Annotated in this window: 15 protein-coding genes; 14 read left to right on the top strand and 1 reads right to left on the bottom strand. The window is 66.8% G+C overall.

Annotated elements, in window-relative coordinates:
* Positions 1 to 24: 24 nt before the first annotated feature.
* The 13 genes from murD (at position 25) to ABEA50_RS19270 (ending at position 17,065) form a co-directional block, all read left to right on the top strand.
* Positions 25 to 1,467 (top strand): UDP-N-acetylmuramoyl-L-alanine--D-glutamate ligase, encoded by a 1,443-nt coding sequence (murD, locus tag ABEA50_RS19205; RefSeq protein ID WP_345497154.1) that lies wholly within the window; start codon positions 25 to 27, stop codon positions 1,465 to 1,467.
* A gap of 30 nt (positions 1,468 to 1,497) precedes the next feature.
* Positions 1,498 to 2,916, top strand: coding sequence for a putative lipid II flippase FtsW (ftsW, locus tag ABEA50_RS19210; RefSeq protein ID WP_345496928.1), 1,419 nt, complete (start codon positions 1,498 to 1,500; stop codon positions 2,914 to 2,916).
* Entirely contained in the window at positions 2,913 to 4,013 is a 1,101-nt protein-coding gene (gene murG, locus ABEA50_RS19215) for an undecaprenyldiphospho-muramoylpentapeptide beta-N-acetylglucosaminyltransferase (protein ID WP_345496929.1), read from the top strand. The genes ftsW and murG overlap by 4 nt, the downstream gene beginning before the upstream one ends.
* A gap of 65 nt (positions 4,014 to 4,078) precedes the next feature.
* Complete coding sequence (murC, locus tag ABEA50_RS19220; RefSeq protein ID WP_345497155.1) at positions 4,079 to 5,518, top strand: UDP-N-acetylmuramate--L-alanine ligase; 1,440 nt, start codon at positions 4,079 to 4,081, stop codon at positions 5,516 to 5,518.
* A 194-nt stretch (positions 5,519 to 5,712) separates the two neighbouring features.
* Positions 5,713 to 6,318, top strand: a complete 606-nt coding sequence (locus ABEA50_RS19225) for a cell division protein FtsQ/DivIB (RefSeq protein WP_345496930.1) — start codon at positions 5,713 to 5,715, stop codon at positions 6,316 to 6,318.
* Between the two features lie 328 nt (positions 6,319 to 6,646).
* Positions 6,647 to 7,891 (top strand): cell division protein FtsZ, encoded by a 1,245-nt coding sequence (ftsZ, locus tag ABEA50_RS19230; RefSeq protein ID WP_345496931.1) that lies wholly within the window; start codon positions 6,647 to 6,649, stop codon positions 7,889 to 7,891.
* Between the two features lie 95 nt (positions 7,892 to 7,986).
* Positions 7,987 to 8,733, top strand: a complete 747-nt coding sequence (pgeF, locus tag ABEA50_RS19235; protein WP_345496932.1) for a peptidoglycan editing factor PgeF — start codon at positions 7,987 to 7,989, stop codon at positions 8,731 to 8,733.
* Complete coding sequence (locus ABEA50_RS19240) at positions 8,730 to 9,494, top strand: YggS family pyridoxal phosphate-dependent enzyme (RefSeq protein WP_345496933.1); 765 nt, start codon at positions 8,730 to 8,732, stop codon at positions 9,492 to 9,494. Before pgeF ends, ABEA50_RS19240 begins: the two co-directional genes overlap by 4 nt.
* A 124-nt stretch (positions 9,495 to 9,618) precedes the next feature.
* Complete coding sequence (locus ABEA50_RS19245) at positions 9,619 to 10,452, top strand: cell division protein SepF (RefSeq protein ID WP_345496934.1); 834 nt, start codon at positions 9,619 to 9,621, stop codon at positions 10,450 to 10,452.
* Positions 10,453 to 10,541: 89 nt separating this feature from the next.
* Positions 10,542 to 10,844, top strand: a complete 303-nt coding sequence (locus ABEA50_RS19250) for a YggT family protein (protein ID WP_345496935.1) — start codon at positions 10,542 to 10,544, stop codon at positions 10,842 to 10,844.
* A gap of 69 nt (positions 10,845 to 10,913) precedes the next feature.
* Positions 10,914 to 11,771 (top strand): DivIVA-like cell division protein Wag31, encoded by an 858-nt coding sequence (wag31, locus tag ABEA50_RS19255; protein WP_345496936.1) that lies wholly within the window; start codon positions 10,914 to 10,916, stop codon positions 11,769 to 11,771.
* Positions 11,772 to 12,322: 551 nt separating this feature from the next.
* The gene (gene ileS, locus ABEA50_RS19265; RefSeq protein ID WP_345496938.1) at positions 12,323 to 15,544 is read left to right on the top strand and encodes an isoleucine--tRNA ligase; all 3,222 of its coding nucleotides are present in this window, start codon (positions 12,323 to 12,325) and stop codon (positions 15,542 to 15,544) included.
* A gap of 981 nt (positions 15,545 to 16,525) precedes the next feature.
* Complete coding sequence (locus tag ABEA50_RS19270) at positions 16,526 to 17,065, top strand: C40 family peptidase (protein WP_345496939.1); 540 nt, start codon at positions 16,526 to 16,528, stop codon at positions 17,063 to 17,065.
* A gap of 727 nt (positions 17,066 to 17,792) precedes the next feature.
* Here ABEA50_RS19270 and ABEA50_RS19275 read toward each other — a convergent pair.
* A complete protein-coding gene (locus ABEA50_RS19275) occupies positions 17,793 to 18,680 on the bottom strand; it encodes a UTP--glucose-1-phosphate uridylyltransferase (RefSeq protein ID WP_345496940.1) in 888 nt (295 codons plus the stop codon).
* A 258-nt stretch (positions 18,681 to 18,938) separates the two neighbouring features.
* On the opposite strand from ABEA50_RS19275, the gene ABEA50_RS19280 reads away from it, so the two are divergent.
* On the top strand, positions 18,939 to 20,417 hold the full coding sequence (locus ABEA50_RS19280; protein ID WP_345496941.1) for a DNA polymerase IV: 1,479 nt from the start codon (positions 18,939 to 18,941) through the stop codon (positions 20,415 to 20,417).
* The last annotated feature ends 194 nt before the right edge of the window (positions 20,418 to 20,611 follow it).

Raw genomic sequence — 20,611 nt, forward strand, 5'->3', positions numbered from 1 at the left:
CGCGCCCTGCGTACTCCGGGGCCCATGCTCGAATTCCTGCGCGGTCGTGACGTTCTCGTCGCCGGCTGGGGCATTTCGGGGCGCTCGCTCATCGAGCCGTTGCGCGACATCGGCGCACGCCCGGTGGTCACCGACGCCGGTGCCGCCGCGCTCGCCGAGGCCGCCGAGCTCGGCTTGGCGGTGGCTACCGCGCCGGAACTGGAAACCACGGACTGGAGCCGGTTCGCGCTGGTGATCACCAGCCCCGGCTGGCGGCCGGACTCCCCGGTGCTCGCCTCGGCGGTGGCCGAGGGGACACCGGTGTGGGGTGACGTCGAATTCGCCTGGTGGGTCGACCAGGCGAGGATCTACGGCCCGGTCCGCAAGTGGTTGGTGATCACCGGGACCAACGGCAAGACCACCACCACCCAGATGACCCACGCCATCCTGCGCGCGGCGGGTATCGCGAGCGTGGCCTGCGGCAATATCGGCTTGCCGATTCTGGACGCGCTGCGGCGCAACCCCGGCCCCCAGGTCCTCGCGGTGGAGCTCTCGTCGTTCCAGCTGCACTGGGCGCCTTCGGTGCGCCCGGAGGCCGGCGTGGTGCTGAATGTCGCCGAGGACCATCTGGATTGGCACGGCGGATTGGACGCCTACGCGGCGGCCAAGGCACGCGCGCTGTTCGGCAGGGTCGGTGTCGTCGGGCTCGACGACCCCGTGGCCGCGTCCTTGGCGCGGCGCTCGAAAGCGCGTCGCACGTTGGGTTTTCGGATCGGCGTGCCCGCCGACGGTGAACTCGGTGTTGTGGACGGCAAACTGCTGGATCGAGCCTTCACCAAGGCGGCCATCTTGGCGGAGGTCGGCGATATCAGTCCGCCCGGTCCCGCCGGTGTCGCCGACGCGCTCGCCGCGGCCGCGCTCACCCGTGCGATCGACGTGGCGCCACAATTCGTGCGCGAGGGCCTGATCGAGCACAAGGTGGGGCCGCACCGCGCCGCGTTCGTCCGGGAGATCGACGAGGTCGCCTTCGTCGACGACTCGAAGGCCACCAACCCGCACGCCGCGCGGTCGTCGATCTTGGCGCATCAGCGGGCCGTGTGGATCGCGGGTGGTCAGCTCAAGGGCGCCCACATCGACGAACTGGTCGAGGAGGTCGCCGACCGACTGGTCGCGGCCGTCCTGATCGGCGCGGATGCGCCCGCGTTCGCGGCCGCGCTGGCGCGACACGCCCCTGAGGTCCCGGTCATCGAGGTGATCGCGGGAGACGATGCTGGAATGGCCGATCAAGCGTCGACAAACGACAAAGCCGACGCGGCGATGGCCAAGGCGGTCCGCACGGCGGCCGAGTTCGCCGGTCCCGGCGACACCGTGCTGCTGGCTCCGGCCGCGGCGTCGCTGGACATGTTTACCGACTACATGCACCGTGGCCGCAGCTTCGCGGCGGCGGTGCACGCGCTGGAAGACGGTGACACCGGACGGCGGCTATGACCGAATGGACGCGATGACCTGGTGGACGCGATGACCGAGACAACCCGCCGCAGTAGCGGTCCCACCCGATTCGGTGCCTGGTTGGCCCGCCCGCTGGCGTCGTTCCACCTGGTCGTCACCATCGCCACCCTGCTCACGGTGCTGGGTCTGGTCATGGTGCTCTCGGCCTCCAGTGTCGAGGCGTATGCCGATGGGGGATCGGCGTATTCGTTGTTCATCCAGCAGGCGATGTTCGCCTCGATCGGCGCGGTGCTGTTCTATCTGGCGTTGCGTATCCCGTTGCGCAGATTGCGGCAGTGGTCGTTTCCGCTGTTCGCGGCGTCGATGCTCGGCCTGGTGCTGGTGCTGATTCCCGGTATCGGTTCGCAGGTGCAGGGTGCGCGCCGCTGGATCGACCTCGGCCCGTTCTCGATTCAGCCCTCCGAGGTGGTCAAGGTGACCTTGGTGGTGTGGGGTGCGCACCTGCTCGCCTCGCGCAGGTCCGGGCACGCCAATCTCAAGGATCTGATGGTGCCGTTGGTGCCCGCCGGGTTGCTGGCCTGTCTGCTCGTGGTGTTGGAGCCGAACCTGTCGACGACGATCGCGCTGGGCATCGTGCTGGTGGCGTTGCTGTGGTTCGGCGGTCTCCCGGTGCGGTTGTTCGTGACGATCCTGGTGTCCGGTGCGGTCGCGGCCGGCGTGCTCGCCTTGTCGGCGGGCTATCGCTCCGATCGCATGCGCGCCTTCTTCAATCCGGGTGACGATCCGCAGGGCATCGGCTATCAGGCGCGTCAGGCGCTGTTCTCGCTGGCCGACGGCGGGATCTGGGGTCGCGGTCTCGGCCAGAGCCGGGCGAAGTGGAGCTATCTGCCCAACTCGCACAATGACTTCATCTTCGCGATCATCGGCGAGGAACTCGGTTTCCTCGGATGTGCGTTGGTGCTGGCCTTGTTCGCCTTGTTCGTCTACACGGGCTTGCGGATCGCTTCCCGCTCGGTGGACCCTTTCCTGCGTTTGCTCACCGCGACCGCGACGACGTGGATCACGGCGCAGGCGTTGATCAATATCGGATATGTGGTCGGCCTGCTTCCGGTGACCGGTTTGCAGTTGCCGCTGGTGTCGGCGGGTGGGTCGTCGCTGGCGATCACGCTGTTCATGTTCGGCATCATCGCCAACGCGGCGCGGCACGAACCGGAGGCGGTCTCGGCGCTGCACGCGGGGCAGGACGGCAGGTTCAGTAAGCTGCTGCGGTTGCCGAAGCCGGAGGTGTACTCGGCGGCCAAGGCGCGCAAGTCGGCGCCACGCGCCGGTGCGCCCGAACGCAGGCAGCCGCCTCGGCGTCCGTCAGGCGGGCAACCCGGGCGACGGAAGTCGCCGGAGAGTCGCGGTACCACCTCGGCGCGCGCCACCAGGGCGTGGGAGCCGAATTATCCGGTCAATCACGCAAGAGAACGGGGAAGATCCAGGTGATCTCGGTAATCGTCGCGGGCGGCGGAACGGCGGGCCATATCGAGCCCGCGCTCGCGGTGGCGGACGCGCTGGGACGACTCGATGAGTCGATCCGGGTGACCGCACTCGGCACCGAGCGTGGCCTGGAAACTCGACTCGTCCCCGAGCGCGGTTACCCGTTGGCGTTGATTCCCCCGGTTCCGTTGCCACGCAAGCCGACCGCCGACCTGTTGCGGTTGCCCGGCAGGGTACGTGCCTCGGTGGCGCGGACCAGGCAGATCATCGACGAGGTGAACGCCGACGTGATCGTGGGTTTCGGCGGCTATGTCGCGCTGCCGGCCTATCTCGCCGCGGGCGCGGGTCCTGCGCGGCGCAGGCGTGCGGTGCCGGTGGTGGTGCACGAGGCGAACGCGAAGGCCGGCATCGCGAACAAGGTCGGCGCGCGCAGGGCGGCGCGTGTGCTCGCCGCGGTGCCGGATTCGGGGCTGGACGCGGAGGTGGTCGGCATCCCGGTGCGCGCGGCGATTACCTCGCTGGATCGCGCCGGGTTGCGTGCCGAGGCCCGTGCGCACTTCGGCCTGCCGGCCGAGGGGCCGGTGTTGTTGGTGTTCGGTGGCTCGCAGGGTGCGCGTTCGTTGAACGAGGCGGTCTCGGAGGCCGCGCCGCAATTGGCCGCCGCGGGAATCTCGGTGTTGCACGCGCATGGTCCGAAGAATTCGTTGGAAGTCGTGGAAGATACGAGTGGCTCGGCGCGTTATGTGGCCGTTCCGTATCTGTCGAGGATGGATCTGGCCTACGCCGCCGCCGACGCGGTGGTGTGTCGCAGCGGAGCGATGACTGTCGCCGAGGTGTCGGCGGTCGGTCTTCCCGCCTTCTACGTGCCGTTGCCGCACGGCAACGGCGAGCAGGAACTCAATGCGCGGCCGGTCGTCGCCCAGGGCGGTGGCAGAATCGTTCTCGATGCCGAGTTGACGCCGAAATACGTGATAGATGAGGTGATTCCGCTGCTCATGGACTCAGCACGAGTGAAAGAGATGGGCCGTGCCGCTGCGGGGGCGGGTCATCGCGATGCCGCCGACGAGGTGGCGCGGATCGTGGCCGAGGTGGCGCGCCGGTGACCGGACAGGGCGTCGGCACCGCGACCGAACGGCCGGGATTGCCCGCCGAGTTGGCGCGGGTGCACATGGTCGGGATCGGCGGTGCCGGGATGTCGGGGATCGCGCGTATTCTTCTGGCGCGCGGTGGCGCGGTCTCGGGGTCGGATGCCAAGGAGAGCCGAGGCGTGCTCGCGTTGCGCGCCAGGGGTGCCGAGGTGCGCATCGGTCACGACGCGGACGCGTTGGATCTGCTGCCCGGCGGGCCGACGGTGGTGGTCACCACGCATGCGGCCATTCCGAAGGACAATCCGGAACTGCTGGAGGCGAGTCGCCGGGGTATTCCGGTGCTGCTGCGCCCCGCGGTGCTCGCCTCGCTGATGCAGGGCCACCGCACCTCGCTGGTTTCCGGCACACACGGCAAGACCTCGACCACCTCCATGCTGATCGTGGCGTTGCAGCATTGCGGTGTCGACCCGTCCTTCGCGGTCGGTGGTGAATTGAACGAGGCGGGGACCAACGCGCACAACGGTTCCGGTGACGCCTTCGTCGCCGAGGCCGACGAGAGCGATGGTTCGCTGCTGCAATACGAGCCCGATGTCGCGGTGGTCACCAATATCGAGTCCGATCACCTGGATTTCTTCGGTTCCGACGCGGCGTATGTGCAGGTCTTCGACGATTTCGTGGACCGCATCGTCGACGGTGGTCTGCTCGTGGTCTGTCTGGACGATCCTGGTTCGCGCGCGCTGGCCGAACGGGTCGCGCCGCGGCTGGGCGAGCGCGGGGTGCGGGTGCTCGGTTACGGGTCGGGTGACCTCGATGATGCCCCGATCGCGGTCGGGGTGAGTTTGCACAGTTGGGAGCCGCGCGACGTCGGTGGCATCGCGCAGTTCCAACTCGGTGACGAGTCGACGCCGCGTACCTTGCGGCTGTCGGTGCCGGGCAGGCATATGGCGCTCAACGCGATGGCGGCGCTGATCGCCGCTCGCGCTTCCGGCGTCGAGGTGGACGAAATCGTCCAGGGCTTGGAGGGTTTCGGCGGCGTCCATCGTCGTTTCCAGTTCTCCGGCAGGGAGGGCGGTGTGCGTGTCTTCGACGATTACGCGCATCATCCGACGGAGGTGCGCGCGGTGCTCGGTGCCGCGGCGGAATTGGTGGAGCAGGAAGCTCGCGACGGCGCCCGCTCGCGTCAGGGGCGGGTGATCGTGGTCTTCCAACCACATCTGTACTCGCGCACCGCGACCTTCGCCGCCGAGTTCGGCGCCGCGCTGAGCCTGGCCGACGAGGTGGTCGTGCTCGACGTCTACGGCGCGCGAGAGAAGCCGCTGCCCGGTGTCAACGGTGCGTTGGTGGCGCAGTCGGTGACCAAACCTGTGCACTACCAACCGGATATGTCGCGGGTCGGCCGTCAGGTCGCGGGGTTGGCGGAGCCAGGGGATGTCGTGATCACCATGGGTGCCGGCGATGTGACGATGTTGGGCGGCCAGATCCTGGACGGGCTTCGCGCACGGCCACAGCACGGACGCTGAGGCGGATGCGTAGGAGCGGTACGGCGACGAGGGACGGCAGCCTCGATTCCGAGGGTTCGTCGCGGCGAACTCGCTCGGGTCACGGTGAGTCGCGGTGGGTCGGTGCGGTGAATGCCGTTCGGGACCGGTTCGATCGGAGCAATCGGGGACGAATTCGGTTGTGGGGGTTGCTGGCCGTATGCGTTCTTGCGATCGTGCTTGTCGTCGCATGGTTCACCCCGGTGCTCGCGGTGCGTACGGTTCACATCGAGGGTGTCGCCGCGGTGCCGGAGCAACAGGTGCGCGATCTCGTTCGTATCCCGTCGAATCTGTCGATTCTGCGCGTGGATACCGATCCGATCGCGCGGCGGGTCGCGAGTATCCCGAAGGTGCGTTCGGTGCGCGTGCAGCGCGCGTTCCCGTCCACGGTGCGGGTGACGGTGGTCGAGCGAACGCCGGTGCTGTATTTCGATGCTCCCGACGGCACGCACCTGATCGATTCCGAGGGTGTGGAGTTCGCGGTCGAGGCACCGAAGGAAGGTGTCGCGAAGCTGGTCACCGAGCATCCCGGCGGCGCGGATCCCGCGACGAAGGCCGCGGTCGCGGTGGTCAGCTCGTTGCCGAGGACACTGGCCGGTCAGGTGGACGAGGTTGCGGCGCGGTCGGTTTCGGATGTTTCGTTGAATCTGACCGACGGACGGACGGTACTGTGGGGCGGGACGAACGACGCGGAACGCAAGTCGGCGGTCGTTGGCCCACTGCTTACCCGCCCCGGAACGGTGTTCGATGTGTCGAGTCCTAATCTGGTCACTGTAAAGTGATCGATACCCATTGCGCCCGTGCCGGATTGTCGCCTGGCGCGTCGGGGGGTAACCGTTCACCATACGGCGTGTTGCGCGGCGGCACGAGAGGGATCACACAAGATTCTGTGTCTCGTTTCGGCGCGCCTGCACAAGTAATGCGGCGGCTACGAATAGCGTTCCGCACCAGTCGGATACTTGACATAACGCCAACCCTATGGTTGAGGTTTAGGGTTTGCCCGGCCACGGATCGCTTCGCGGAAGCGGCTCGTGTCCACGCGGGGCCGACCCGGCGCAATGCCGAGAATTCGAAAACGACAGGCTTTGGATCGAAGGAAGGCGAGAGCCCATGACGCCCCCGCACAACTACCTTGCAGTGATCAAGGTCGTCGGCATCGGCGGCGGCGGTGTGAATGCCGTCAACCGGATGATCGAACAGGGACTCAAGGGAGTCGAGTTCATCGCGGTCAACACCGATGCGCAGGCGCTGCTGATGAGCGATGCCGACGTCAAACTCGACGTCGGCCGTGAGCTCACGCGTGGTCTGGGTGCGGGCGCCGACCCCGAGGTCGGCCGCAAGGCCGCCGAAGATCACAAGGACGAGATCGAAGAGGTGCTCAAGGGTGCCGACATGGTCTTCGTCACCGCGGGCGAGGGTGGTGGCACCGGTACCGGTGGCGCGCCGGTCGTCGCGCAGATCGCGCGCAAGCTCGGTGCGCTGACCATCGGTGTCGTCACGCGTCCTTTCTCTTTCGAGGGCAAGCGCCGTGGCAACCAGGCCGAGGTCGGCATCAACCTGCTGCGCGAGTCCTGTGACACGCTCATCGTCATCCCGAACGACCGGCTGCTTCAGCTCGGTGACGCGGCGGTGAGTTTGATGGACGCGTTCCGCTCCGCGGACGAGGTGCTGCTCAACGGTGTTCAGGGCATTACCGACCTGATCACCACCCCCGGTCTGATCAATGTCGACTTCGCCGACGTCAAGAGCGTGATGTCCGGTGCGGGCAGCGCGTTGATGGGTATCGGTTCCTCCCGAGGCGAGGGCAGATCGGTGAAAGCCGCTGAGTCGGCGATCAATTCGCCCCTGCTGGAGGCCTCCATGGATGGCGCGCACGGCGTGCTGCTTTCCATCGCGGGTGGTTCGGACCTCGGACTGTTCGAGATCAACGAGGCGGCGTCGCTGGTGCAGGAGGCCGCGCACATCGAGGCCAACATCATCTTCGGCACGGTGATCGACGATTCGCTCGGCGACGAGGTCCGCGTCACCGTGATCGCCGCGGGTTTCGACGGCGGTGGCCCCGCGCGGCGCACCTTCGAGACCTCGGGTCGAGGCACGATCGGGTCGGCGCGCGCTGGCGAAATCGGCAGTGGCGCAAGCAGCCACACCCGTGCGTCGGAAACGCCGTCGCGCAGTGATGTGGCCCCGGCGCCCACGGGATCGACGAGTTCGGGTCGCACCGGAGTGCCGAGCTACCGGGATTCGGAGCGCGCGCGCACCCTCGCGGAACCGTCGAGCAGCAGTGCCTCGCGTGGGCACATCGAACCACCGGACGACGATGACGATGTCGACGTCCCCTCTTTTATGCGTAGGTGATCGAGCCCGGGGGAGCGCGCGGTACCCGAAAGCCATTGTGGTGACGGGTGCCGCCGTGGCGGCGCCAGGCCCGATGCGCCACTAGGCTCGTCGGTATGACCCCTTCCGCACCCGCTGCCTCCGCCCCGACGCTGACCGTTCGCCGGGTGACGACGACCAGGGCGGGGGGTTTCTCGGCGCCGCCGTACGACTCGTTCAATCTCGGCGACCACGTCGGTGACGATCCCGCCGCCGTGCGGCGCAACCGCGACCGTTTGGCCGAGGGCATCGGACGCACCCCGGAACAGTTGGTGTGGATGGATCAAATCCACGGTCGCACAATCGAAATCGTCGACGGTCCACGCGCGGAGCCGGTGTCGGGTACCGATGCGTTGGTCACGACGGCCCCCGAGCTCGCGCTGGTGGTACTCACCGCCGACTGTGTTCCGATCCTGCTGTCCGACGACGAGGCGGGCGTTATCGCCGCCGTGCACGCCGGCCGGGTCGGCGCGCGGATCGGCATCGTGCCGAGGGTGGTCGAGGCGATGGTCGTCGCGGGCGCGCGTCCCGAACGGATCGGCGCATTCCTCGGCCCTGCCGCGTCGGGTCGCCAGTACGAGGTGCCCGCCACGATGCGCGCCGATGTCGACGGACATCTGCCGGGCAGTGCGACGACCACTGTGCGCGGCACCCCGGGACTCGACCTGCGCGCCGGAATCACCAGGCAGCTCACCGAACTCGGGGTCGCAGCGGTCGCCCTCGATCCGCGCTGCACCATCGAGGATCGCACGTTGTTCAGCCATCGGCGTGGCGCGCCGACCGGCAGGATCGCCAGCGTGATCTGGATGGAGCGCGGCGCGTGAGCAGTGCGGGGGCGGTGGATCCGGTCGACGCGCGGACCGCGCAGCTGGCGACGAATCTCGCGGCCGTGTTGCAGCGGATCGATCTCGCCTGTGTGGCGGCCGGGCGCGATCCCTCGAGTGTGCGACTGCTACCGGTGACGAAGTTCTTCCCGGTCGAGGACGTGCGCGCGTTGTATCGCCTCGGGCGAAGGGAATTCGGTGAATCGCGAGAGCAAGAGGCGACGGCCAAGGTCGCGGACTTGCGCGTGCCGTCAAGTGACGGAGGCCTCGATGCGGTGCGGTGGCACATGATCGGCCGCATGCAACGCAATAAGGCGAAGGTGATCGCGCGATGGGCGCACACGGTCCATTCGGTGGACAGCGAACGTCTGGCTACGGCCCTTGACACGGGTAGTCGCGCCGCGATCGATGCGGGAATCCGCGTCGAGCCGGTCGAGGTGATGCTGCAGGTGAGCCTGGATGACGACCCGTCGCGTGGTGGTGTCGCGCCCGCCGATGTGGCTCGGCTCGCCGATCATGTGGCGAGGTCACCGGGTCTGCGACTATCGGGTCTGATGGCGATTCCGCCCCTGGGGGCTGAGTCTGATGCTGCGTTCGCGAAACTTGCGACGTGGCACACACGTCTGCTCGTCGAGCATCCCGAGGCGAGGGAACTTTCCGCCGGAATGTCGACAGATATGGAATCGGCGATCGAACACGGTTCTACGTGTGTGCGTGTCGGTACCGCTTTGATGGGCGCCCGCCCGATAACCTCGGCGTAGCAAAGAAACCTCATCAGTCACATTCGACACATTATGCTTGGGACAAGCTGAGGGCTGACACTGGCTGAGGGCTGAGCAAGACTTCAACACCCGGCCGCCACCGGGGCCGAAGGAAGGTCGACCAATGAGCACGCTGCACAAGTTCAAGGCGTACTTCGGCATGGTTCCGCTCGACGACTACGAAGACGACTATGTCGATGACCGCACCCCCATGGGTGTGGACGAGCGTGCCGCGCACCGGCCCCGTGATTTCTCCGAACGCGGCTACGGCGCCGATCGCTACCCCGAGGACCGCTATTCCGAAGACCGTTACGGCGCAGACCGTTACGGTTCGGATCGCTATGGCGAGAGTCGTTTCGAGGGCAGGGATCGGGACGTCGCCGAGTACGCGGAGCCCGCGTACAAGTCGCCGTACGCCGCGCCTCGGCGCGAGGACTACTCCGACGAGCCCTTCGGTGGTGACCGTTACGAGTCGCCACGTCGCCCGACCAGGATCGAGTCGGCGCCGTCATCGGGTCGGTTCCGCGCGGGTGGTGGCGGTAGCGCCGCGGTGCTGCGCGGTGCGACCAGGGGTGCGCTTGCGGTGGACCCGGCCGCGGAGGAACGGCGGCTGGAGGAGCGCGTCCGTCCTGAGCCCGCTCCCGCGCGCAGGCCGGGGATCTTCGAGGATGGAGGTCCCTTGTCCAGGATCACTACGCTGCGTCCGCGCGACTACAGCGAGGCCGCCGTCATCGGCGAACGGTTCCGCGAGGGCAACCCGGTCATCATGGATCTGGTCGATCTGAGCAATGCCGACGCCAAGCGGTTGGTCGACTTCGCGGCGGGTCTCGCGTTCGCGCTGCGTGGTTCGTTCGACAAGGTGGCGACGAAGGTGTTCCTGCTCTCACCCTCCGACGTCGACGTATCAGCGGAAGAGCGTAGGCGTATCGCGGAAACCGGCTTCTACAACCAGAAATAAGGTCGTGATCCGGGGGAGCACGCCGACCGGCGCAGTGCCGGTCGGCGCGGTCATTTTGCGCGACGCTGTTTTTACGGCAGAGTGAACTCGTGGCCTTGTTCGCGGTGCTGTACTTCGTGCTGTTCATCTTCTGGCTGTTGCTCATCAGCCGGGTGATCGTCGAGTTCATCCGTAGCTTTGCCCGAGACTGGCGGCCAACCGGCTTCGTCGTTGTCGTTCTCGAGGTAATCTTCACGATCACCGACCCCCCGGTGAAACTGCTGAGGCGGTTGATACCGCCGGTATCATTGGGCGGAATTCGGTTGGATCTGTCGATTATGATCCTGCTTTTCCTCGTCTTCATCTTGATGTCGATCGTGGGCAGGCTCGGGCAACCGGTCGCTCCGGTGTGACAGAATGGGCGATGAAGACAGCTCGCTAGATCTGCTAGATCTCCAAAAGACGCGCGAAGGGATCCTTCCATGCCGCTGACTCCAGCCGATGTGCACAACGTCGCGTTCAGCAAACCGCCGATCGGTAAGCGCGGCTACAACGAGGACGAAGTCGACGCGTTCCTGGATCTGGTCGAGCAGGAGCTGTCTCGCCTGATCGAGGAGAACGCCGACCTGCGCCAGCGCGTCGCGGAGCTCGACGGTGAACTGGCGGACGCGAAGAAGAGCCGCGGCCCCGCTACCGGACCGAACACGGTGAAGGCGCCGATACAGCAGGCCCCGCCGCCGGTGCCGGAACCCGTGAAACCGCCTGCCCCTGCACCAGCCCCAGCGCCCGTCGCGGCGGCGGCACCTGCGAAGGACCCGGCGGGCGCGGACGCGAACCTGCAGGCAGCCAAGGTGTTGAGCCTGGCGCAGGAGATGGCCGATCGCCTGACGACGGATGCGAAAACCGAGTCGGAGAACCTGCTGTCGAACGCGCGGGCCAACTCGGAGCGACTCGTTGGTGACGCGCGCAACCGTTCGGAATCGATGATCGCCGACGCACGCCAGAAGTCCGATGCGATGCTGTCGGACGCGCAGACCCGTTCGGACAGCCAGCTGCGTCAGGCCAAGGAGAAGGCCGACGCGTTGCAGGCCGATGCCGAGCGCAAGCACACCGAGATCATGGCGACCATTACTCAGCAGCGCACGGTGCTCGAGGGTCGGATCGAACAGCTCAAGACCTTCGAGCGCGAGTACCGGGTGCGGCTGAAGTCCTACCTGGAGTCGCAGCTGGAAGAGCTGGAGAACCGCGGTTCGGCCGTCCCGGTCGACGGCGGCGAGGCCTTCGATGTGAACGCGGCCAACGGCCTGCAGCCCGCATCGTTCGCTAAAGGTGGCAAGTAAGCCGCTCGCCTCGAGCACAGCAGTTCAGCACGATAATCGAACTGTCGAGCCGCCCGGCATGTCTTGGGGGTCACCATGCTCGTCTTGACGCTTGTCCTAGCCGCGATCGGCTTTGCCCTACTCGTGGCAGCTTTGACCACGGGATCGGTGGTGTGGGCGTGGGTGTGCATCGTGGTGTGTGTGGTCGGTGCGGTATCGCTACTCGTCAGTGCCCTCTCCATACGAAGGCCGAACGGGGATTCCGAACCGCCTCCCGGTCGCCATGCGAAGGGATAGCGACCCGCGATAGTGGGATTGACCGTACTGGCTAGACTCAAACATGAATACGGCGTCGATCCGGTCATCACCGGGGAGTCTTCGGAAGAACGGCGCAAAGGCCCAGCGCAATCGGGTTGCGCGCCAAGTAGAACCGAACGGGTGAGCCCGTCACAGCTCACGCAGAGTGGTTCGGCCCTACCGGCCGGACAAGCGGGGTGGTACCGCGGTTACAGCGCACGTGCGCTGCCATCGTCCCCGTGCCGACGACGATGGCACGAGGAGACGTATCCGCGATGGTGGACAATACTTTCGATGCCGACGTGTATCCGCGCGTCGATCTGGCCAGCACAGCGAATGCGGCCGTCAACAGTGACGATGGCAGCCCCGGTTCCGGATTCCCCGCGCTGGAGCAGCGGGTGCTCGACTCATGGGCCGCCGACGACACCTTCCTGGCGAGTATCGAAAAACGCTCTGCCGCAGCGGCTTCGACGCACGAACCGGACTCGTCTGAGCAAACGCATGCTGGCACAGGGGAATTCGTCTTTTATGACGGCCCGCCCTTCGCGAACGGCCTGCCGCATTACGGTCATTTGCTCACCGGATACGTCAAGGACCTCATCCCTCGTTTTCAGACGATGCGCGGAAAACGCGTCGATCGCCGATTCGGTTGGGACTGCCACGGATTGCCCGCGGAACTCGAGGCCGAAAAGCAGCTCGGTATCACGGACAAATCACAGATCGACACGATGGGCCTCGCGGAATTCAACGCGGCGTGCAAATCCTCTGTGCTGCGATACACCGGCGAATGGCGCGACTATGTGACCCGCCAGGCGCGTTGGGTCGACTTCGACAACGACTACAAGACACTGGATCTCGACTTCATGGAGTCGGTGATGTGGGCATTCAAGTCGTTGTACGACAAAGGCCTGATCTACCAGGGCTTCCGGGTCCTGCCCTACAGCTGGTACGAGCAGACGCCGTTGTCGAACCAGGAGACCAAGCTCGACGACGCCTACAAGATGCGCCAGGATCCGGCGGTCACCGTGGACATGGTCCTGCGGGTGCCCGAGCAGGCCGCGCAGCCGCTGCGGGCACTGGACGGCGCCAACGCGTTGATCTGGACGACGACGCCGTGGACATTGCCCTCGAACCTGGCGATCGCCGTGCACCCGAATGTGCGCTACGTGCATCTGCGTGCCGCCGACGGCAAGCGGTATGTGCTTGCCGCCGAGCGGGTGTCGCACTACGGACGCGAACTCGGTGAGCACGAGGTGCTCGGCGAATACGACGGCGCCGCGTTGGTCGGCTTGGACTACACGCCGCCGTTCGACTTCTTCCTCGGCCACCCGCACGCGCATCGCGTACTGAGCGCCGACTACGTGACTACCGACTCCGGCACCGGAATCGTGCACCTCGCACCAGCTTTCGGTGAGGAGGACATGGACGTCGCCACCGCCAACGGCATCGAGATCGTGCAGCCACTCGACCAGGGTGGCAAGTTCACCTCTATGGTGCCGCCGTACGAGGGGCTGATGGTCTTCGACGCGAACCCGGTGATCATCAAGGATCTCAAGGCCGAGGGAAAGCTGTTGCGGCACGAGACGATCGAGCACTCCTACCCGCACAGCTGGCGTTCCGGTCAGCCCCTGATCTACATGGCGGTACCGTCCTGGTTCGTCGCGGTCACCAGTTTTCGTGAGCGGATGGTCGAGCTCAACAAGCAGATCAGCTGGGTGCCCGAGCACATCAGGGACGGCCAGTTCGGGAAGTGGCTCGAAGGCGCGCGGGACTGGAACATCAGCCGCAACCGGTACTGGGGCAGCCCGGTCCCGGTGTGGGTGTCCGACGATCCCGCCTACCCACGCGTCGACGTGTACGGCTCGCTCGATGAGCTCGAGCACGACTTCGGGGTGCGGCCCACCGACCTGCACCGTCCGGTGATCGACGAGTTGACCCGTCCGAATCCTGATGACCCCAGCGGGAATTCGACGATGCGCCGGGTGCCCGAGGTGCTCGACTGCTGGTTCGAGTCCGGCTCCATGCCCTACGCCCAGGTGCACTACCCGTTCGAGAACACCGAGTGGTTCGACCAGCACTTCCCCGGCGACTTCATCGTCGAGTACAACGGGCAGACCAGGGGGTGGTTCTACAACCTGCACGTATTGTCCACCGCGCTGTTCGACAGTCCCGCGTTCCGCAATGTCGTGGCGCACGGCATCGTGCTCGGTGACGACGGGCTCAAGATGAGCAAGTCCAAAGGCAACTACCCCGACGTGAACGAGGTGTTCGACCGGGACGGCTCGGACGCGATGCGATGGTTCCTGGTGAGCTCACCGATCCTGCGCGGCGGCAACCTCGTCGTCACCGAGCGCGGCATCCGCGAGGGGGTGGGGCACGCGTTGCGCCCGCTGTGGAACGCGTGGACCTTCCTGCAGCTCTACGCCTCGACGCCGGGGACGTGGCGCACGGATTCGCCGCATGTGCTCGATCGCTACGTTCTGGCGAAACTGGCGCGGACCAGGGATGTGATGACCGAGGCGCTGGAGAGCTATGACATCGCCGGCGCCTGCGAGGAACTGCGCTCGTTCGCCGACGGGCTGACCAATTGGTATGTGCGCCGGTCGCGTTCGCGCTTCTGGCGGGAGGACCGCGACGCCGTCGACACCCTGCACACGGTGTTGGAGGTCGCCACAAGGTTGGCCGCGCCGCTGTTGCCTCTGGTGACCGAGGTGATCTGGCGCGGGCTCACCGGCGGCGCGTCGGTGCATCTGACGGACTGGCCCGAAGCCGACGAGCTGCCCGCCGACCCCGAGTTGGTGGCTGCGATGGACGAAGTGCGCGAGGTCTGCTCGACGGTGCTCGGGCTGCGCAAGGCGCAACGGCTGCGGGTGCGGCTGCCGTTGGCCGAAGTGACGATCGCCGCGCCGGACGCAGAACGCTTGCGCCCCTACACCGACATCATCGCCGACGAGGTGAACGTCAAGCACGTGGACCTGACCACCGACGTGGCGGTGCACGGCCGCTTCGAACTGGCGGTGAACGCGCGCGCGGCGGGTCCTCGGCTCGGTAAGGACGTGCAGACGGTGATCAAGGCCGTCAAAGCGGGAGAGTGGTCCGAGGACGCCGACGGTGTGGTCACCGCGGCCGGAATCGCGCTGCTGCCGGAGGAATTCACCCAGCGGCTGGTCGCCGCCGAGCCGGAGTCGACCGCGGCGCTGCCGGGTAATGCCGGACTGGTGGTGTTGGACTCCGCGGTCACCGAAGAGTTGGAGGCCGAGGGGTGGGCCCGCGACCTGATCCGTGACTTGCAGGAGAACCGGAAGACGCTCGGTCTCGACGTCTCCGATCGGATCAGCGTGGTGCTCGAGGTTCCTGAGGACCGGGTCACTTGGGCGCGGACGCACCGGGATCTGATCGCCGGTGAAGTTCTGGCTACCGAGCTGACTTTCGGTGATGCGGGTGTCGAGGCTGCCGAGTTGGTGGGTGGGGTGCGGGCTCGGGTCGTCAAGGTCTGAGGTTTCGGTGGGGCGGGCGCGGGTGCGCTCGCCCCACCGTTCGCTGTGCTGAGTTGCCGAGTTGTTCGGCCCGTTGCTGACAACCATGCGGTGTTCGTCTCGTTCTTCGTCCTACAGCGCTTCAGAGGTGATGGGGGTGACGAGAACGCATGGGGATGTGGTGGGGTGATGTGCGGGGGCGAGGGACCGGCACCGCGCGAGTGGTGGGGTGATGTGCGGGGGCGAGGGACCGGCACCGCGCGAGTGGTGGGGTGATGTGCGGGGGCGAGGGACCGGCACCGCGCGAGTGGTGGGGTGATACGCGGGGGCGAGTGCTTCCTCGCTGTGTTTTTGGCGGCTGGCGCCGCGTGGTTCGCGGCCGGAGAGTCTCGCTGTTGAGTACCCGTTTCTTGCTCCTGCGTCGCCTACGAAACGGGCACTCAACAGCGAGACGGCCGCGAACTTACCGTGCCGGTCTCGCTGCGCTCGGAACACGTGTTTCGGCGGCTAGCGGGGAGGGTTGAGTTGGGTTCGGGGGGTGGGGGTTTCACCGGGTGGCCGGGCTGTGTGCCTACAAGATCACCAGTACATGGGGTTGGGGCGCTGGATGGCCTGGTGATCTTGGGTGGGTGGTGTGTTGATCTTGGTGGGGCTGGTGGTTTTCGGGCGTGGGTGTCAGGGCGTGGGTGTGTGGCAGAGGGTGGGTGTGCGGGGTGCCGACTCTCGTTTGCTTGTGATGTAGATCACATGCCAGAAAATAGCTGAAGTGGGGATGTGTCGGTGGGGTTGGCGGCACAATCAGCCTGTTGTTTCTGTTGTCTGGGTGAACTACTGGGGCGGCAGTGCATGTTCGGAGAGTGTTTTACCTGCAATTCGCCGTGTGGGGCGGTGGTTCGTTCCCGTGGTGTGCGCGGCTCGCGACGCCGATGTTGCTGATGCCGCACGTTAGCCAGAGTCATCACATGGTGGCTCACCAGCCTGGGCCGACGGAAGGGCAAGCACGTGCCGAGAAAACCGCTGCGACGCATAGCGTTCGGATTTCTGATCTCCCTCATCGCCACACTTCTCCTCGCCGGGCCCGCGTGGTCGGATACCGGGTCGGCCTCGGGCAGTGGGGGTTCGGGTTCGGCGTCCGGGAGCGGCTCCGGGTCCGGCTCGGGTAGCTCGAGCGGCTCGGCCGCGTTGCCGCTGCCCACCTCCACGGGGCTCGGCGCACTGGCGGTCGCGATGTCGCAGACCGGCAAGCCATACGAATGGGGCGGCACCGGCCCGCTCGCCTGGGACTGTTCCGGACTGGTCCAGTGGGCCTTCCGTCAGGTCGGTGTCGCGCTGCCGCGCACAACCTGGGAACAAGCCAAGGTCGGCACAGCGGTTCCCGTGAGCGGTCTGGCCCCCGGTGACGTCGTGGTGCTGCACCGCGACGGCTCGCACGTCGGCATCTACGCCGGCGGCGGCCAGATCTTCAACGCCTACGACTGGGGTGTTCCGGTCGGTCTCAGCCCACTCAGCCAGTTCGAAATCTTCAGTATTCGCCGATTCTGAGCTCGACTGTCACCGGCCCTCGGTCCCACCGAATGACTAGACCGTCATTCGGTGGTGCGGCGTCGGCGGGGCACTCGAACCCCCAGAATTCGGCAAGGGGTGAAAACCGTGATGACCGATGGTGCGCCGGAACCACTGGTAACCGTAGTCGCACGGTTGTCCGCCACGACTCCTGGCCGGGGGTGACGACCTAGAGGTCGGTGCAGCGCGCTCGCCTGTGCTGAGCGCGGACTCCGCAGGGCGCACGGTCGCCGTCGACGGCGATGACGCTGGGACGCGGGCTCGCCCTCGACGTCGGTGCAGTGCATTCGTCGACGACGGAACCGGGGTCGGTGGCGCGTCGCCGGTGGGAGGGGTGGTGTGCCGAGAGTCGATGGCTGCGATCGCACGGGTTTCGGCGGCGACCCCGGGGCGCGGGTGAGACTCCGCGGTCGGTTCAGTGTGCAGCGGTGCGACTGTGCTGAGCGAATCGCGTGAGGGCAGACGGTCGCCGCTGACCGCGAGGACGCTGGGACGCGGGCGGCCGAGGGTCGGTCCGGTGCGTTTGTCAATGACGGAACCGGGGTCGGTGGTGGATCACCGAATCGGTTCAGTGTGCATTCGGTGACGACGAAACCGGAGTTCGGTGGGGCCTCGGAGGCGACGCGCTGTCGAGGTTGTCGTGTTCGAACGCCGGTGTGGCGCAGTCGGAACTGTGCGACCGCGCCACAGTGTTGTTCGTGGCGAGTCAGGGTTCGAGGTTGTCGGCGAGGTTGCGCAGGAGCGGGCCGTAACGCGGGTGTGCGAGGGCCGAGGCGAATTGGGCGATCAGGTAGTCGGCGGGGTTGCCGGTGTCGTACCAATCGCCGCGGATCACCTGGCCGAAGACCGGGTTCTCGGCGGCGTGCACATTGATGGCGTCGGTCAGATAGACCTCGCCGGTGCGGTGTTCGTACCAGTGATCGGTTTGGCGGCCGAGTTCCTCGATCACACCGGGCGTCACCACGTAACCGCCGATCGCGGCGTAGTTCGACGGCGCGTCCTCCGGCTTGGGCTTCTCCCGCAGGCCGGTGATGCGCAACAGGCCCTCGCCCTGATCGTCGGCGACGACCGGAACGCCGTAACGCTGGGAGTCGGTGGGGTCCATCGGCATCAGCGCCAATACCGGGGCGTCGGTCTTCTCGTAGGCGTCGATCAACTGCTGGGCGCGCGGCACATCCGCGACGAAGACGTCGTCCGGCCAGAGCACGAGCATCGGCTCGTCGCCGAGGTTGCGAGCGGCGTTGAGCACGGGGGTGCCGTTGCCGTAGGGGCCGTGCTGGTCGAGATAGGTGATGTGGCCGAGCCTGGACAGTTCGCCGACCTCGGCGACCGCGTCGGCGTATGCCTTCTTTCCGTCCGCGCGTAACTGGGCGACCAGGGCGGGGTTGGGGCGGAAGTGGTCTTGGATCAACGACTTTCCGCTGCTGACCACGATGGTGATGTCGGTAATGCCCGACGAGACGAGTTCGCGGACCGTGTGTTCGATCACCGGCTTGTCGCCGACCGGCAGCATCTCCTTGGGGATGGCCTTGGTCAGCGGAAGCAACCGGGAGCCGATGCCGGCAGCCGGGATCACGGCTTTGCGGATCTTCATACGCCCGATCATCACACACGTCCCGGTGTGGCGAGCCTTGTCACGCTCAGACGGCGTGGGCAGGGGCGGTCCGGTTCGATGGCCGCTCGGTGCGGCGTTCGGCCTGCTCAGGGCGACGTATCAAGGGGGCTTACGTGCGCGTGGTCCGATTCGCGATCGTTGTGAGATCGACAGGGAAACGACGCACATCCGGCGCGGGAGCACAACCGACCCCGAGCGCACGGGGGCTGTCGGAGGTGCGGCGTAGATTGCCGAGATGTGAGCACTGACGTGACGGGCACGCCGGGTGGGGTGGGGTCCGTGGCGGTCACGGCCGCGCGCTGGGTGTTGCACATCGACATGGACGCGTTCTTCGCCTCGGTGGAACAACTGACCCGGCCCACGTTGCGCGGACGGCCGGTGCTGGTCGGGGGGACCGGGGCGCGTGGTGTGGTGGCGGGGGCGAGTTACGAGGCGCGGGTTTTCGGTGCGCGCTCGGCGATGCCGATGCATCAGGCGCGCAGATTGGTCGGGGGCAACGCGGTGGTGGTCCCGCCGAGGGGCGCGGTGTACGGGGTGCTCAGCGGCGAAGTATTCGACACATTGCGCAGCAGGATCCCGGTGTTGGAGACCTTGTCGTTCGACGAGGCGTTCGGTGAGCCCGCAGAATTGGCAGGTGCCTCGGTCGCGCAGGTGCACGCGTTCTGTGAGGCGCTACGCACCGCGGTCCGCGAACGCACGGGATTGGTGGCCTCGGTGGGTGCCGGCACCGGGAAACAACTGGCCAAGATCGGTTCCGGCCTCGCCAAACCCGATGGAGTTCGGGTGATCTCGCCTGCCGAGCAAACGGAACTGCTGGCCACGCTTCCGGTGCGCAAGCTGTGGGGGATCGGCCCTGTCGCCGAACACAAGCTGCGCACGCTCGGCATCGAAACCGTCGGTGCCTTCGCCGCGCTGCCCGAGGCGGAGGCGGCGTCGGTGCTCGGCGGCGCGGTCGGCGCCGTGCTGCATCGGCTGGCCCGTGGCATCGATGACCGTCCCGTCGCCGAACGCGCCGAGGCCAAACAGATCAGTGCCGAAACGACATTCGAGACCGACATCGTCACCCTCGCGCACCTGCGTTCGGCTATCGAAGACATGGCCGAGTCCGCGCACCGGCGCCTCGTCAAGGACGGGCGCGCGGCTCGCACCGTGGTGCTGAAACTCAAGAAGTCCGACATGAGCATCGTGACCCGCTCGTTCACCTTGCCCTACGCCACCGAGGACGCGGCGACGCTGTCGGCGGCGGCGCAGCGTTCGGCGCTCGACCCGCAGGAGATCGGCCCGATTCGGCTGGTCGGCGTCGGCTACGGCGGATTGTCGACGGTCCGTCAGGAATCGTTGTTTCCCGAACTCGATCGGGCCTTCACACCCGATCAGGCGGCCGAACCATTCGCGTCGGCGGACGAGGACAGCGGCGAGGCGCACCTGAGCAGGGCGCTCGCCCCGCACGTCGAGGACGATCCCACCGACGGCGTGCGTGGCGCCCTCGGCCACGGCACCGAAGCGATTGTCGCGCAGGACAGTACGATGCCGGGTTGGTTTCGCGGCATGGATGTGACCCACCCCGACCACGGACACGGCTGGGTGCAGGGCGCCGGGTTCGGTGTGGTCACCGTGCGTTTCGAGACGCGCTCGACCGGACCGGGCCCCACCCGCACCTTCACCGCCAGCGACCCGTCGCTCACCCGCGCCGATCCGGTCGACAGTCTGAGCTGAGCAGGGTGCTGTGCGCTGTGTGCGTCGGGAGCTCGTTTCACGGGTGCGGGCCCTTGAACTCTGCTGCGCCCCTTGTTCACTGGCCGTGCCGTTGCGGGGGAAGGCTCCCAACCGGCGTCTGTACGGTTCGTGGCCGGCTGCGGCAGTGCATATTCCGTGGCGGGACCGGCGCGCGTTATCGGAGACGGGTCCTG

The organism is Nocardia callitridis, from assembly GCF_039543305.1.
In the GTDB taxonomy this organism is placed as follows: Bacteria; Actinomycetota; Actinomycetes; order Mycobacteriales; family Mycobacteriaceae; genus Nocardia; species Nocardia callitridis.

Bases quoted from the DNA above. Each gene is read 5' to 3' on its own strand.
- pgeF (WP_345496932.1), top strand. From the start codon at position 7,987: ATGACCCCTTCCGCACCCGCTGCCTCCGCCCCGACGCTGACCGTTCGC.
- ftsZ (WP_345496931.1), top strand. From the start codon at position 6,647: ATGACGCCCCCGCACAACTACCTTGCAGTGATCAAGGTCGTCGGCATC.
- murC (WP_345497155.1), top strand. From the start codon at position 4,079: ATGGTCGGGATCGGCGGTGCCGGGATGTCGGGGATCGCGCGTATTCTT.
- wag31 (WP_345496936.1), top strand. From the start codon at position 10,914: ATGCCGCTGACTCCAGCCGATGTGCACAACGTCGCGTTCAGCAAACCG.
- ftsW (WP_345496928.1), top strand. From the start codon at position 1,498: ATGACCGAGACAACCCGCCGCAGTAGCGGTCCCACCCGATTCGGTGCC.
- ileS (WP_345496938.1), top strand. From the start codon at position 12,323: ATGGTGGACAATACTTTCGATGCCGACGTGTATCCGCGCGTCGATCTG.
- ABEA50_RS19275 (WP_345496940.1), bottom strand. From the start codon at position 18,680: ATGAAGATCCGCAAAGCCGTGATCCCGGCTGCCGGCATCGGCTCCCGG.
- ABEA50_RS19245 (WP_345496934.1), top strand. From the start codon at position 9,619: ATGAGCACGCTGCACAAGTTCAAGGCGTACTTCGGCATGGTTCCGCTC.
- murD (WP_345497154.1), top strand. From the start codon at position 25: ATGCTCGAATTCCTGCGCGGTCGTGACGTTCTCGTCGCCGGCTGGGGC.